At 65.0% G+C, this 12992-nt stretch carries 11 protein-coding genes; 10 read left to right on the forward strand and 1 reads right to left on the reverse strand.

The genetic code is table 11. The features are described from left to right. The first annotated feature begins 63 nt into the window (after positions 1-63). The 7 genes from ACZY0R_RS22840 to ACZY0R_RS22870 all read left to right on the forward strand — a co-directional run bounded on the left by ACZY0R_RS22840 (position 64) and on the right by ACZY0R_RS22870 (position 6840). Complete coding sequence (locus ACZY0R_RS22840) at positions 64-930, forward strand: branched-chain amino acid ABC transporter permease (protein WP_488861423.1); 867 nt, start codon at positions 64-66, stop codon at positions 928-930. A 4-nt stretch (positions 931-934) separates the two neighbouring features. Then, positions 935-1960: a branched-chain amino acid ABC transporter permease gene (locus ACZY0R_RS22845; protein ID WP_488861425.1), complete on the forward strand. Its 1026-nt coding sequence runs from the start codon at positions 935-937 to the stop codon at positions 1958-1960. Continuing rightward, the gene (locus tag ACZY0R_RS22850) at positions 1957-2760 is read left to right on the forward strand and encodes an ABC transporter ATP-binding protein (protein WP_488861427.1); all 804 of its coding nucleotides are present in this window, start codon (positions 1957-1959) and stop codon (positions 2758-2760) included. The genes ACZY0R_RS22845 and ACZY0R_RS22850 overlap by 4 nt, the downstream gene beginning before the upstream one ends. 5 nt (positions 2761-2765) lie before the next feature. After that, the gene (locus ACZY0R_RS22855) at positions 2766-3467 is read left to right on the forward strand and encodes an ABC transporter ATP-binding protein (RefSeq protein ID WP_488866108.1); all 702 of its coding nucleotides are present in this window, start codon (positions 2766-2768) and stop codon (positions 3465-3467) included. 307 nt (positions 3468-3774) lie between these two features. After that, positions 3775-5676 (forward strand): potassium transporter Kup, encoded by a 1902-nt coding sequence (locus ACZY0R_RS22860; protein WP_035860122.1) that lies wholly within the window; start codon positions 3775-3777, stop codon positions 5674-5676. Between the two features lie 496 nt (positions 5677-6172). After that, on the forward strand, positions 6173-6418 hold the full coding sequence (locus tag ACZY0R_RS22865; RefSeq protein ID WP_052686225.1) for an AbrB/MazE/SpoVT family DNA-binding domain-containing protein: 246 nt from the start codon (positions 6173-6175) through the stop codon (positions 6416-6418). Further along, entirely contained in the window at positions 6418-6840 is a 423-nt protein-coding gene (locus ACZY0R_RS22870) for a type II toxin-antitoxin system VapC family toxin (protein WP_045241731.1), read from the forward strand. The genes ACZY0R_RS22865 and ACZY0R_RS22870 overlap by 1 nt, the downstream gene beginning before the upstream one ends. 140 nt (positions 6841-6980) lie before the next feature. On the opposite strand, the gene ACZY0R_RS22875 is transcribed toward ACZY0R_RS22870, so the two are convergent. Beyond that, positions 6981-9350, reverse strand: coding sequence for a Tex family protein (locus tag ACZY0R_RS22875; protein WP_488861430.1), 2370 nt, complete (start codon positions 9348-9350; stop codon positions 6981-6983). Between the two features lie 164 nt (positions 9351-9514). On the opposite strand from ACZY0R_RS22875, the gene ACZY0R_RS22880 reads away from it, so the two are divergent. The 3 genes from ACZY0R_RS22880 to yoaA all read left to right on the forward strand — a co-directional run bounded on the left by ACZY0R_RS22880 (position 9515) and on the right by yoaA (position 12912). Then, positions 9515-10315: a hypothetical protein gene (locus ACZY0R_RS22880; protein ID WP_488861432.1), complete on the forward strand. Its 801-nt coding sequence runs from the start codon at positions 9515-9517 to the stop codon at positions 10313-10315. 140 nt (positions 10316-10455) lie between these two features. Then, the gene (locus tag ACZY0R_RS22885) at positions 10456-10659 is read left to right on the forward strand and encodes a DUF465 domain-containing protein (RefSeq protein WP_035860131.1); all 204 of its coding nucleotides are present in this window, start codon (positions 10456-10458) and stop codon (positions 10657-10659) included. 144 nt (positions 10660-10803) lie between these two features. Beyond that, a complete protein-coding gene (gene yoaA, locus ACZY0R_RS22890) occupies positions 10804-12912 on the forward strand; it encodes a DNA repair helicase YoaA (RefSeq protein WP_488861434.1) in 2109 nt (702 codons plus the stop codon). The last annotated feature ends 80 nt before the right edge of the window (positions 12913-12992 follow it).

Consider the following 12992-nt stretch of genomic DNA (forward strand, 5'->3'; position numbering starts at 1 on the left):
CCGGGCCGGTAGCGGCGGAGCCGCATACCGCAACCGAGTTGCCGCTTTGCCGCATGGATATCCATGGATATCGTTTCCTTCTTCATACAGTGCCTTAACAGCATCCAGTACGGTTTGCTGCTCTTCCTCGTGGCGAGCGGCCTGACCCTGATCTTCGGCATCATGGGCGTGATCAACCTTGCCCACGGCAGCTTCTACATGCTGGGTGCCTACCTGGCCTTCACCCTGGCCGGGCTGACCGGCAACCTGTTGATCGCCATCCCGCTGGGCATCGTGCTGGCGGTGGCATTCGGCTATGTGCTGGAGTGGGTGTTTTTCAGCTACCTCTACGAGCGCGAGCATCTGCAGCAAGTGCTGATGACCTACGGCCTGATCCTGGTGTTCGAAGAGATGCGCAGCATCCTGGTGGACGACGACGTGCACGGCGTGACGGTGCCGGCGATGCTCGACTGGGCGCTGCCGATCGGCAACGACATGACCTATCCGGTCTATCGCCTGTTTATCTCGGCGATCTGCCTGCTGGTGGCCGCGGCCATGTACCTGGTGATCCGCCGCACGCGGCTGGGCATGATGATCCGCGCCGGTGCCACCAACCGCGAGATGGTGCAGTCGCTGGGCATTAACGTCACGGTGCTGTACCGCTTCGTGTTCGCCCTCGGGGTGGCGCTGGCGGTGCTGGCCGGCATGATCGCCGCACCGGTGTCCTCGGTCTATCCCGGCATGGGCAGCCAGGTGCTGATCGTGTGCTTCGTGGTAGTGGTGATCGGCGGCATCGGCTCGGTCAAGGGGGCCATGGTCGCCTCGCTGCTGCTGGGTTTTGTCGACACGTTTGGCAAGGTGTTCTGGCAAGAGGCCTCCGGCGTGCTGATCTACCTGTTGATGGCACTCATCCTGCTCTGGAAACCCCAGGGCTTGTTCAAGGCGGGGTAAGGATATGCCGAGCGATATCAACGCACTGGACCGCCCGCTGCGCGCGCGTGGCGGATCCGCGCACTGGCTGGGCGGCCTGGGATGGCTGGCGGCTTTTGCCGTGCTCGCGGTGCTGCCGCTGTTGCTGAATGCGGACGGGCAACGTTTCTATATCGAGCTGCTCAGCAAGGTCATGATCATGGCCATCTTCGCGCTGTCGCTCCAATTGCTGATCGGCTACACCGGGCTGGTCAGCCTGGGTCACGCCGCCTACTTCGCCATGGCCGCCTATGCCACCGCGATGATGGCACCGCAGGCCGGGCCGGGCAATGGCTGGCTCTTGCTGCTGGGCGCGCTTGGCGCGGCGGCGCTGCTGGCGCTGGTGGTGGGCGCGCTGGTGCTGCGCACGCGCGGCATCTATTTCATCATGGTCACGCTCGCCTTCGCCCAGATGGTGTACTTCGTGTTCCACGACACCAAGATCGCAGGCGGCAGCGACGGCACCTATATCTATTTCCGTCCCGAGTTCGGCTTGTTGGGGGCGCGGCCGTTCGATGTCAACGACGTCACGCATTTCTACTGGCTGGTGCTCGCCGCGCTAGCGCTGACGGTGGCCGGCCTGGCGGTGGTGCTGCGCTCGCGGTTCGGCCATGCGCTGGTGGGCATCAAGCATAACGAGCAGCGCATGCGCGCCGCCGGCTACGCCACCTACCGCTATCAGCTCGGCGCCTTCGTAGTGGCCGGCACGTTTGCCGGCCTGGCGGGCTATCTGTATGCCATCCAGTATGGCTTCGTCAATCCGGAGATCGCATCCTGGCACCAGTCCGGCAACGCCATGCTGATGGTGATCCTGGGCGGCGCCGGAAGCCTGGCCGGGGCGGTGCTGGGCGCTTTTTCCTTCGTGCTGCTCGCGGAATGGTTCAGCACGCTGACGAAGCACTGGCAACTGCTGATGGGCGGTTTTGTCATCGTGGCGGTGGCCTTGCTGCCGCATGGACTGGTCAGCCTGGCGCGCGGGGTTGCGCGCCGGCGCCAAGGGGGATCCCGATGAATGCACCTGTCTTGTCGGCCCGCAAGCTGACCCGCCGCTTCGGTGGCCTCACGGCGGTGGGCGACGTGGATATCGACCTCGCCTTGCATGAGATCCACGCGGTGATCGGCACCAATGGCGCGGGCAAGTCGACGCTGATCAATATGCTGTCGGGCGAACTGCCGCCTTCGTCGGGCAGGCTGCAACTGCAGGGGCGCGACGTGACCGGCTGGTCGCAGCCGCGCCTGGCGCGCGAAGGCGTTGGCCGCAGCTACCAGCGCAACAATATCTTCCTGCCGCTGACGGTGCGCGAAAACTGCCGGCTGGCGGCCCAGTCGCGCGCGCAGCGGGCCTGGCGGCTGTGGGAAGACGCGCAGCGCTGCCGCACCAGCCGCGCGCTGGGCGACGAGGCGCTGGAGTGCGCCGGCCTGGCGGGTTGTGCCGATACCGTCGCCACGGCCTTGTCGCATGGCCAGAAGCGCCAGCTCGAGGTCGCCATGTGCCTGGCCACCCAACCTACTGTGCTGCTGCTGGATGAGCCGCTGGCGGGCATGGGCGCGGAGGAGTCGGCCCGCATGCTGGCCCTGTTGCGCTCGCTGCGCGATGGCCATGCGGTACTGCTGGTCGAGCACGATATGGAGGCGGTCTTCTCGGTCGCCGACCGTATCACTGTGATGGTCAACGGCGCCGTTATCGCCTCGGGCGAACCGGACGCGATCCGCGTCAACCGCGAAGTCCAGCAGGCTTATCTTGGCGAAGAGGGCGTGGAGGGGGTGGCGACCCCCGTGCAAGCGGCGCCACGCAGGGAGCAAGCGGCATGAGCGCGATGATTCAAGCGAGCGGCGTGCACGCCTGGTATGGCAGCAGCCATGTCCTGCGCGGGGTCGATTTCAGCGTTGGCGCGGGCGAGACCGTGGGATTGCTCGGGCGCAACGGCATGGGCAAGAGCACGTTGCTGCGCACCTTGCTCGGCCATGTGCGGCAGCGCGAGGGTACCATTCTTGCCGCCGGGCGCGACGTTTCGCGCGCGCAGCCCTTTGAGGTGGCGCGCCTCGGAGTGGCCTATGTGCCCGAAGGGCGCGGGATTTTCCCCAACCTCTCCGTGCGCGAGAACCTGGTGATGGCGGCGCGCAAGGGCCCGTCAGGACGGCTGGACTGGGACGAGGCAAGGGTGCTGGATCTCTTTCCGCGTCTCAAGGAGCGCCTTGGTCATGGCGGGCAACAGCTTTCCGGCGGCGAGCAGCAGATGCTGTCGATCGGGCGCGCCCTGATGACGAATCCCGACTGCCTGATCCTGGACGAGGCGACCGAAGGCCTGGCGCCGCGTATCGTCGCCGAGATCTGGCAGGTCATTGCCACCGTGCGTGCCACCGGCATTGCCTCCGTGGTGGTGGATCGCAACTACCGCACGGTACTGGCCAATGCCGACCGCGTGGTGGTGCTGGAGAAGGGCGCGGTTGTCATGAACGGTCCCGCCGCGGAACTGGCGGTGCAACCGGGCCTGCTGGATCGCTATTTAGGCGTCTAATTGTGCCTAAATCCACACAAATTGTGGTGGTGTAGCAACGGCAAGACGCATGCATGGCTCCGCCAGCTTTGTGGTTCAAGGCGCGCAAAGCGCTTGACCGGCCGGGACTTCCCTCTCATGCTTGATGCGTCATCAGCATATGGCAGGTTTCCAGGCAGGATGCTCCCCAGTGGTCGTCACCCGGCACTTCATCTAGAATGGCGCGCGTTTGTGCAATGCAATAGCGGCGCGTTGCCGTTGCGCCCGATCAGGCGCACGCGCCGTGTGCCGAGGGCGTTGCGCGAGCCCTTCAACCAGACCTTTATCCATGACCCAGCCCGCAACCACCAGTCATTATTTTGTAGAAAGTCCCAGCAGGCGCGCGCTGGTGATCGGGGCAATCGGCGTCGTCTTCGGCGATATCGGTACCAGCCCGTTGTATGCGTTGAAGGAGTGCTTCAGTAGCGAGCATGGCATTCCCTTCAGCGACGCGGCCGTGATGGGCATCATTTCCATGCTGTTCTGGGCGATGATCATCGTGGTGTCGCTCAAGTACGTGATGTTCGTCATGCGGGCCGACAACGACGGCGAGGGCGGCATCCTGGCCCTGATGGCGCTGGCGCTGCGCACCGCTGCGCCGCGTTCGCGGATGGCGAAACTGCTGATGATGTTCGGCATCTTCGGCGCCTGCATGTTCTATGGCGACGCGGTGATCACGCCCGCGATCTCGGTGCTGTCCGCCGTCGAGGGCCTGGAAATCGCCGCGCCCGGGCTTTCTCACTTTGTCATACCGATCACCCTGGTGATCCTTGTGGCCCTTTTCATGATCCAGCGCAGCGGCACCGCCGCGGTGGGCAAGCTGTTCGGGCCGATCATGATGGTGTGGTTCGTGGCGCTCGGTGCGCTGGGCGTGTACCACATGGTGCATGCGCCCGGGATCCTGATGGCGGTGAATCCGTACTATGGGGTCATTTTCCTGATGGAGCATTCGCTGCAGGCCTTCGTGGTGCTCGGCTCGGTGTTCCTGGTGCTGACCGGCGCGGAAGCGCTCTATGCCGACATGGGCCACTTCGGCATCCGTCCGATCCGCATGGGCTGGTTCGCGGTGGTGATGCCGTGCCTGATGCTCAACTATTTCGGCCAGGGTGCCATGCTGCTGCAGAACCCCGAAGCCATCAGCAACCCGTTTTACCTGATGGTGCCGCAGCCTTTGCTGATCCCCATGGTGCTGCTGGCCACCTGCGCGACGGTGATTGCCTCGCAGGCGGTGATCTCGGGTGCCTTCTCACTGACCAGCCAGGCCATCCAGCTTGGCTTCGTGCCGCGCATGCGCATCCGCTATACCTCGGACGCGGAAATCGGCCAGATCTACCTGCCGGTCATCAACTGGCTTCTGCTGGTGCTGGTGGTGATCGTGGTGGTGGCCTTCAAGAAGTCCGACAATCTGGCGGCTGCGTACGGCATCGCGGTGACCACCACCATGGTGATCACCACTTTCCTCGCCGCCGTGGTCATGCGCAATGTGTGGAAATGGAACCCGGTGCTGGTGACGCTGATCGGCCTGACGTTCCTGCTGGTCGACCTGGCCTTCTTCTCCGCCAACCTGCTGAAGATCGCCGAGGGCGGCTGGTTCCCGCTGCTGATGGGCGGCAGCGCCTTCTTCCTGCTGATGACCTGGCACAGCGGCCGCAAGCTGCTGCGCGCGCGCAGCCTGGAGGATGGCATTCCGCTCGAGCCCTTCATCGGCGGCCTGCTGGCGCACCCACCGCACCGGGTCGAAGGGACGGCCGTCTTCCTGACCGGCAATACGGAGTCGGTGCCGGTCTCGCTGCTGCACAACCTCAAGCACAACCGCGTGCTGCATGAACGCGTGGTGTTCCTGAGCTTTGTGACGCGCGACGTGCCCTACGTGGACGACGATCATCGCCTCACGTGCAAGGACCTTGGCGGCGGCGTGTTTATCCTCAAGTCAGAATACGGCTTCAAGGAAACACCGGATGTGCAGCGGGTGCTGGACCTGGCCCAGCGCAAGCTCAATATGCAGTTCGAGTTGATGGAGACGTCGTTCTTCATCGCCCGCGAGTCGGTCATTCCTTCAAAGCTGCCGGGCATGTCGATGTGGCGCGAGAGCTTGTTCGCCTGGATGCATCAGAACGGTGCCAAACCTTCGGATTTCTTCCAGATCCCGGCCAACCGGGTGGTGGAGCTTGGTACCAAGGTGGAGATCTGACGGCAGGTTTGAGGGCTCGCATGCGCTGACGAGCCACCGCCGTTCAAACTGAATGCTTGATGCCCTAGGGCTACAGGATCCGGCAGTTCCCGGGTCTTGTAGCCCTAGGGCATCTTTTTTTGGTTTGATGTCTGTTGTCCACCGGCTACAACAGGTCACACGCAACCGGCATTATGACGGAGCTACCCTTTGACCCGGACAGCACCTTCTGCGAACGCAGGAGTGGCGACGCCCAATGACCCGCCGGGTGGCGGTTGGCTAGTTTGTGCGCGGGACCGGCCTCCGCACGTTTCGGATGGCCTGGGTTCGGGTACATCGAACTCTCGCTTGAGCCACTTACGCGTGCAAAAGGGCCCAAACGGTCCATGGATAGCTGGCTGTAAGCTAGCCTCTGCCGTATCGGTAGCCGGCGCACGTTTGCTCCTGGCTACGTGTTGCCCCGGAATCAGCGATGCGCTAGTATGTATATACGTTAATGTATATCATAGGAGGGGCGGTGAACCTGCAAATCGCGAAATGGGGCAATAGCCTCGCGCTACGTATCCCCGCTGATTACGTTCGCCACGCTGGTCTCAAGGAGGGCGACCAAGTGCAGGCCAACCTGACCGTGGATGGCGGTATAAGCATTCGCGCGGCCAAATGGGACCGGAAGGCTTTCGCGCAAGAACTGGAGTCGACTCGCGAGGCGATGCCGATGACGGAGTCGGTCATGAAGGAGTTGCGGCACGGAGCGCGCTACTGATGGTGTACGTTGACACGAGTGTACTGGTGGCGCTCTGCGTGAATGAGCCAATGAGTCCCGCTGTTTCGCAGTGGTACGCGGCGTGTACCGAAGAAATGGCCTCTGCCGCGTGGTGTGTCACCGAATTCGCGAGCGCCCTTGGCATCAAGCAGCGGACAAAACAACTGTCGGTCGAACAGGGGGCATCTGCATGGCAGGCATTCGAACGCCTGTGTGCTGGCGACCTACAGTTACTGCCAGTCGAACCGCAGACATTCCATCGCGCTGCAGTGCTAACCCTGGATGCGTCCGCGGGGCTCCGTGCGGGCGATGCGCTGCACCTTGCCTCTGCGCTGGATGCCAAGGCTAAGACCATGGCGACGCTCGATGACGTGCTGGCCCGCAATGCGAAGCGAATGAAGATTAATCCGCTCGAGTTTTGAGCGCCGCCTGCCGGGGCGCTCCTTATCGCCTACCTCGCAGATTCACGTCTCCAAGGGTTAACTCCGTCATACTGCCGCACACGCAACGAAAGAAGCCCCTGTGCATGGCACAGGGGCTTTTATCCACGGGCGCCTGACGCTCAGCGCTTGAGCTTGGCGAACGCCGCCGCCATCGCGCCGGACGGCTCTGCTTCGCGGCGCTGGCCGCCGACGCCCTTGCCCTGGCCGGGGCGCTGCCCCTGTCCCTGGCGCGGGCCGTTGCCGCGGTCCGATTGTCCCGCGCGGGCCGGGCCCTGGCCGGGCTCGTCGTCCAGGCGCATGGTCAGGCCGATACGATTGCGCTTGACGTCCACCTCCATCACCTTGACCTTGACGATCTGGCCGGCCTTGACCGCCTCGTGCGCGTCCTTGATGAACTTGGTGGACAGGGCGGAGATGTGGACCAGGCCGTCCTGGTGCACGCCGATATCGACGAATGCGCCAAAGGCCGCGACGTTGGTGACAACGCCTTCGAGCACCATGCCCGGTTGCAGGTCCTTGATGTCCTCCACGCCGTCCTGGAACGTCGCGGTCTTGAACTCGGGACGCGGGTCGCGGCCGGGCTTCTCCAGTTCGGAGAGAATGTCGCGTACCGTCGGCAGGCCGAAGGTCTCATCGGTGAAGGTCGTCGGCGACAGGCCGCGCAGCGCGTCGCGGTTGCCCATCACGTCGGGCAGGCCCTTCTTGATATGGTCTAGGATGCGCTTGACCACGGGGTAGGCTTCCGGGTGCACCGAGGACCGGTCCAGCGGATTGTCGCCATCGTTGACGCGCAGGAAGCCGGCGGCTTGTTCGAACGTCTTGTCGCCCAGGCGCGGCACGTTTTTCAGCGCATCGCGGTTGGCGAATGCGCCGTTGGCATCGCGGTACTCGACGATATTGCGCGCGAGCACAGTGTTCAGGCCCGATACGCGCGCCAGCAACGGGGCCGAGGCGGTATTCACGTCCACGCCCACGGCATTCACGCAATCCTCCACCACGGCGTCCAGCGCGCGAGCCAGCTCGCGCTGGTTGACGTCATGCTGGTACTGGCCCACGCCGATCGACTTAGGGTCGATCTTGACCAGCTCGGCGAGCGGATCCTGCAAACGGCGCGCGATCGAAACCGCGCCGCGGATCGACACGTCCAGATCGGGGAATTCCTTGGCCGCCAGTTCCGATGCGGAGTACACCGAGGCGCCGGCTTCGCTGACCACGATCTTGGTCAGCTTGGCCTCGGGGAGCTGTTTCATCAGGTCCTGCACCAGCTTGTCGGTCTCGCGGCTGGCCGTGCCGTTGCCGATCGAGACCAGCATCACATTGTGCTGCTTGGCCATGCGCGCCAGCGTGGCGAGCGAGCCGTTCCAGTCGCGGCGCGGCTCGTGCGGGTAGATGGTGGCGGTGTCGATGAGCTTGCCGGTGGTGTCGACCACGGCCACCTTGCAGCCGGTGCGGATGCCCGGGTCGATGCCCATCACCGACTTCGGACCGGCCGGCGCGGCCAGCAGCAGTTCGTGCAGGTTGCGGCCGAACACCTTGATGGCTTCGCTCTCTGCGGTTTCGCGCAGTTGCGTCAGCAGCTCGGTCTCAAGGTGCGGCTGCACCTTGACGCGCCAGCACCAGCGGCACGCGTCGGCCAGCCACTTGTCGGCGGGACGGTTCTGGTTCTGGATGCCGACGTGGCGGGCGATCATGCCTTCGCACGGGTGCGGCACCATGGCGTCCTGTTCCTCGCCCAGGCCGAGCTTGACCATCAGCACGCCCGCATTGCGGCCGCGGAACAGTGCCAGCGCGCGGTGCGACGGAATAGTGCGGATGGTCTCGCTGTATTCGTAGTAGTCGCGGAATTTCTCTTCCTCCGCGCCTTCCTTGCCTTCCATCACGGACGAACTCACCATGCCGTTGTTCCACAGGTGCTCGCGCACCTTGCCGAGCAGTTCGGCGGTTTCGCCGAATTGCTCCGACAGGATGTCGCGTGCGCCGTCGAGTGCGGCCTTGACGTCGGGCACGCCGCCATCGGCGGTGGGATTGCCGTTGACATACTTGGCAGCCTCGGCCTGCGGGTCCAGCGTGGGATCGGCCAGCAGGGCAAGAGCCAGCGGCTCGAGCCCGCACTCGCGCGCGATCTGGGCACGGGTACGGCGCTTGGGCTTGTAGGGCAGGTACAGATCTTCCAGGGCCTGCTTGGTCTCGGCGCCTTCGACGGCCGCGCGCAGTTCCGGCGTCAGCTTGCCTTGCTCCTCGATGGAAGCGAGGATGGTGGCGCGGCGCTCTTCCATCTCGCGCAGATAAAGCAGGCGCTCTTCCAGGTTACGCAGATGCGTGTCGTCCAGGTTGCCGGTGACCTCCTTGCGGTAGCGCGCAATGAAAGGCACGGTCGCGCCTTCGTCGAGCAGTTCTACGGCCGCGGCCACCTGGCGGGGTTGGACGGAGAGTTCGGCCGCGATGAGCGACACGATCTTTTGCATGACGGAAGCTGGCAGATTGGACATCAGGAAAACAGTCGGTCGAAAGCGGGGCATTTTGCCACAAGCTCGCCGCGGCGCGGCGCGGTGTTCAGGGCAGGGCACAGCCGGCGTTCCGGCGGAGGCTGGCCAGGCATCAATAAGCCGCCGTGCCCTGGGGCAAGAAGCGGGGCGGATGTTAGAATCCAGGCATGATCGTCAAGCCACATCCGGCCCCACTCGCGGCCGCGTTATCCGACTGCTCCGCCCCGGCCAAGACCCGCTCTCTGTCCGCGCTGCTGCGGCTTGCCTTGCTGTGCGCCGGCCTGGCGGTGTTGCTCATGCCAATGCGCGGCCACGCGCAGGCGGCCCTGGGCGCCCCTGCCCAGGCAACTGAGGCGCAAGCGCCGCAGCCGCCGTCGCGGGATTTCGCCGCGGAGCGCAAGGCCATCGCCGATTCGCGTGCCTGGACCGATTATCGCTACGGCAAGGCGGAGCACGATTGTTACAACAGTTTTTTTGTTACGCACTGCATCGACAAGGCCAAGGATGTGCGGCGCGGGGAACTGCAGGTGCTGCGCAAGCGGGAACTGGAAGTTGGAGAAGCGGAGCGCGCCTTCAAGGCGGTCGAACGCGACCAGGCACAGGCCATCAAGCGTGCCGAGTACGAAGCCGGCCAGCCTGCCCGCGAAGCCAACGAACGCGCCAGCCGCGAGAGTTTCGAGCGCAAGCAGCAGGAACAGCAACTGCGCGATGCGCAGCATCAGGCTGATGCTCCGCAGCGTGCCGCCAATGCCGAGGCTTACAACAAGAAGCAGGCTGACTTCGATGCGCGCGTCAGGGCAGCGCAGGAGCAGGGCGCGCAGCAGGCCAGGCAGCGGCAGGAAAATGTAAAGGCGTTCGAGGCGAAGCAGCGCGAAGCCGAACAACGGCAAAAAGACGTCGACGAGCGCCGCGCCAAGGCCAAGGATCAGCAGGGGCAGGCCACGACGCCGCGTCCCTTCGGTTTCTGAGCGGTGCGAGCCGCGCCCACAGCCGGGGGCAATACCGGCGACAATGGCCGGTGCAAGACGACGCGACGCGCCACGCGGTGCCAGCGTCGGAAGCCATACCGGCCCGCCGGCGCCAGCGCCGGCTTTGATCGGGGGAGCCCATGGACCGCAACCTGAATACCTTATCGCGGCAGATCATGGAGTTGCAGATCGAACACCGCGATCTCGATTACCTGATCGACCGCATGGCGGCAGACGCCACGCACGACGAGCTGCAGTTGCGGCGCCTGAAAAAGCGCCGCCTCAAGCTCAAGGATGCGATTACCTTGCTCCAGCTTCAGCTCGAGCCGGACGTGCCCGCCTGATTCCCCTTGTCCACCGGCCGTCGCTGAAGCGGCCCGCCATAAAGCCTCGCCTTGCCCGCCTCCGAAGAAGACCTTTCCGCCACGCCCGCGGTCCCCGTAACGACCACTGTATCCGCTGCGGCCGACACGCCAGAAACGCCCGCAATGCCGGCCGCCAGCGGTACCGGGCCGTCCGGCGCCGCGGTATCGCATGCCGCCGAACTGGCTACCATCTTCGCCCCGACCGGGACCCTGGCGCAGGGCATCGAAGGCTACCGCCCGCGCGAGGCGCAAGAGCACATGGCCGAGGCCGTGGCCAGCGCGATCGAGCGCGCCGACACGGTCATCGTCGAGGCCGGTACCGGTACCGGCAAGACCTTTGCCTATCTGGTCCCCGCCATGTTGTGGGGCGGCAAGGTCATCCTCTCCACCGGTACCAAGAACCTGCAGGACCAGCTCTTCCTGCGCGACATCCCGACCGTGCGGCGCGCGCTCAATGTGCCGGTGTCGGTTGCGCTGCTCAAGGGGCGGGCCAACTATCTCTGCCACTACCATCTGGAACGCGCCGAGATCCAGGGCCGCCTGGCCTCGCGGCAGGACGCCGCATGGCTGCGCGAGATCGCCCGGTTTGCCAAGGTGACGTCCACGGGCGACAAGGCCGAGCTTGCCTCGGTGCCGGAAAACGCGCCGGTATGGCAACTGGTCACTTCGACTCGCGACAACTGTCTCGGCACGGAGTGCCCGAACTACAAAGAGTGCTTTGTCATGCGCGCGCGCAAGGAGGCGCAGCAAGCCGACCTGGTCGTGGTCAACCATCACCTGTTTTTTGCCGACGTCGTGCTGCGCGACACGGGCATGGCGGAGCTGCTGCCGGCGGCCAACACAGTGATCTTCGACGAGGCGCACCAGTTGCCGGAGACGGCCACGCTGTTCTTTGGCGACAGCCTGTCGACCAGCCAGTTGCTGGAGCTCGCGCGGGATACCGTGGCCGAAGGCCTCTCGCACGCGCGGGACGCCGCCGACTGGGTGCGCATCGCGGCACCCCTGGAGCGTGCCGCGCGGGATTTGCGGCTGGCCTTTACCAAGGACAATGCGCGCCTGGCGGTGAACCAGATCGAAGCGGATCCGCGTATCAGCAAGCCCTTTTTTGAGACGCTGGATGCGCTCGAAAGTGCGCTGGGGGAGTTCGTGACCCTGCTGGAAAGCCAGGCAGAGCGTGCCGAGTCGCTGGAGCAGTGCCACCGCCGCGCGGTGGAACTCGATCAGCGCCTGGCCGCCTGGCGCAGCGAATCCAAGGCCGCGCCGCAGCCCGCCGCGACCGGTGCGCAAGATGGCGCGGTGGCGGCCCCTGCAGCCGCCTTCGGGCCGGACACGGTGCGCTGGGTGGAGGTGTTCTCCCACACGGTGCAGTTGCACCGCACCCCGTTGTCGATCGCGCCGATCTTCACGCGTCAGCGTGAGGGCCACCCGCGAGCCTGGGTATTTACCTCGGCCACGCTCTCGGTGAAGGGCAATTTCAGCCACTACGCTGCCCAGCTCGGGCTGGACAAGGACAGGTCGCTGACCTTGCCAAGCCCGTTCGACTACGCCGAGCAGGGGCTGCTCTATGTGCCGCGAGACCTGCCGGCGCCGCAGTCGCCCCAGTTCACGGAAGCGGTGGTGCAAACCGCGCTGCCGCTGATCGAGGCGGCGGGCGGTCGCGCCTTTCTGCTCTGCACCACGCTGCGGGCGGTGCAGCGCGCCTCCGATATGCTTTACGAGGCCTTCGCCGAGCGCGGCCTGGCGCTACCCCTGCTGGTCCAGGGCCAGGCCAGCCGCACAGAACTGCTCGATCGTTTCCGTGAGCTTGGCAATGCGGTGCTGGTTGGCAGCCAGAGTTTCTGGGAGGGTGTCGACGTGCGTGGCGAGGCGCTGTCACTGGTGATCATCGATAAACTGCCGTTTGCGCCACCCGACGATCCCGTGCTGGCGGCACGCATGGAAGTGCTGCAGAAAAAAGGCCTGAGCCCGTTCGCCGTGCACCAGTTGCCGCATGCGGTGATCACGCTCAAGCAGGGCGCGGGGCGCCTGATCCGCTCCGAGACAGACCGTGGGGTGCTGGTGATCTGCGATACCAGACTGGTGGAGAAGCCCTATGGCCGCCAGATCTGGCAGAGCCTGCCGCCCTTCAAGCGGACGCGCGAGGCCGAGACCGTGATCCGCTTCCTGGAATCGATCCGGGACGGCGGGGAGGCGCCAGCGGCGGGCCAAGGGGGCGAAGCGAAGGCCAATTGAGCAGGCAACAAAAAGCCCGGTCGAAACCGGGCTTTTTGTTGCCGGGGGCTTGCGCCGCCGGCATATTCAAATACATGCCT

The sequence above is a fragment of the Cupriavidus sp. F041 genome, from assembly GCF_057814235.1.

Excerpts from the sequence above, each read along its gene's own strand:
- ACZY0R_RS22840 (WP_488861423.1), top strand. The coding sequence starts at position 64 with ATGGATATCGTTTCCTTCTTCATACAGTGCCTTAACAGCATCCAGTAC.
- ACZY0R_RS22845 (WP_488861425.1), top strand. The coding sequence starts at position 935 with ATGCCGAGCGATATCAACGCACTGGACCGCCCGCTGCGCGCGCGTGGC.
- ACZY0R_RS22850 (WP_488861427.1), top strand. The coding sequence starts at position 1,957 with ATGAATGCACCTGTCTTGTCGGCCCGCAAGCTGACCCGCCGCTTCGGT.
- ACZY0R_RS22855 (WP_488866108.1), top strand. The coding sequence starts at position 2,766 with ATGATTCAAGCGAGCGGCGTGCACGCCTGGTATGGCAGCAGCCATGTC.
- ACZY0R_RS22860 (WP_035860122.1), top strand. The coding sequence starts at position 3,775 with ATGACCCAGCCCGCAACCACCAGTCATTATTTTGTAGAAAGTCCCAGC.
- ACZY0R_RS22870 (WP_045241731.1), top strand. The coding sequence starts at position 6,418 with ATGGTGTACGTTGACACGAGTGTACTGGTGGCGCTCTGCGTGAATGAG.
- ACZY0R_RS22875 (WP_488861430.1), bottom strand. The coding sequence starts at position 9,350 with ATGTCCAATCTGCCAGCTTCCGTCATGCAAAAGATCGTGTCGCTCATC.
- ACZY0R_RS22880 (WP_488861432.1), top strand. The coding sequence starts at position 9,515 with ATGATCGTCAAGCCACATCCGGCCCCACTCGCGGCCGCGTTATCCGAC.
- ACZY0R_RS22885 (WP_035860131.1), top strand. The coding sequence starts at position 10,456 with ATGGACCGCAACCTGAATACCTTATCGCGGCAGATCATGGAGTTGCAG.
- yoaA (WP_488861434.1), top strand. The coding sequence starts at position 10,804 with ATGCCGGCCGCCAGCGGTACCGGGCCGTCCGGCGCCGCGGTATCGCAT.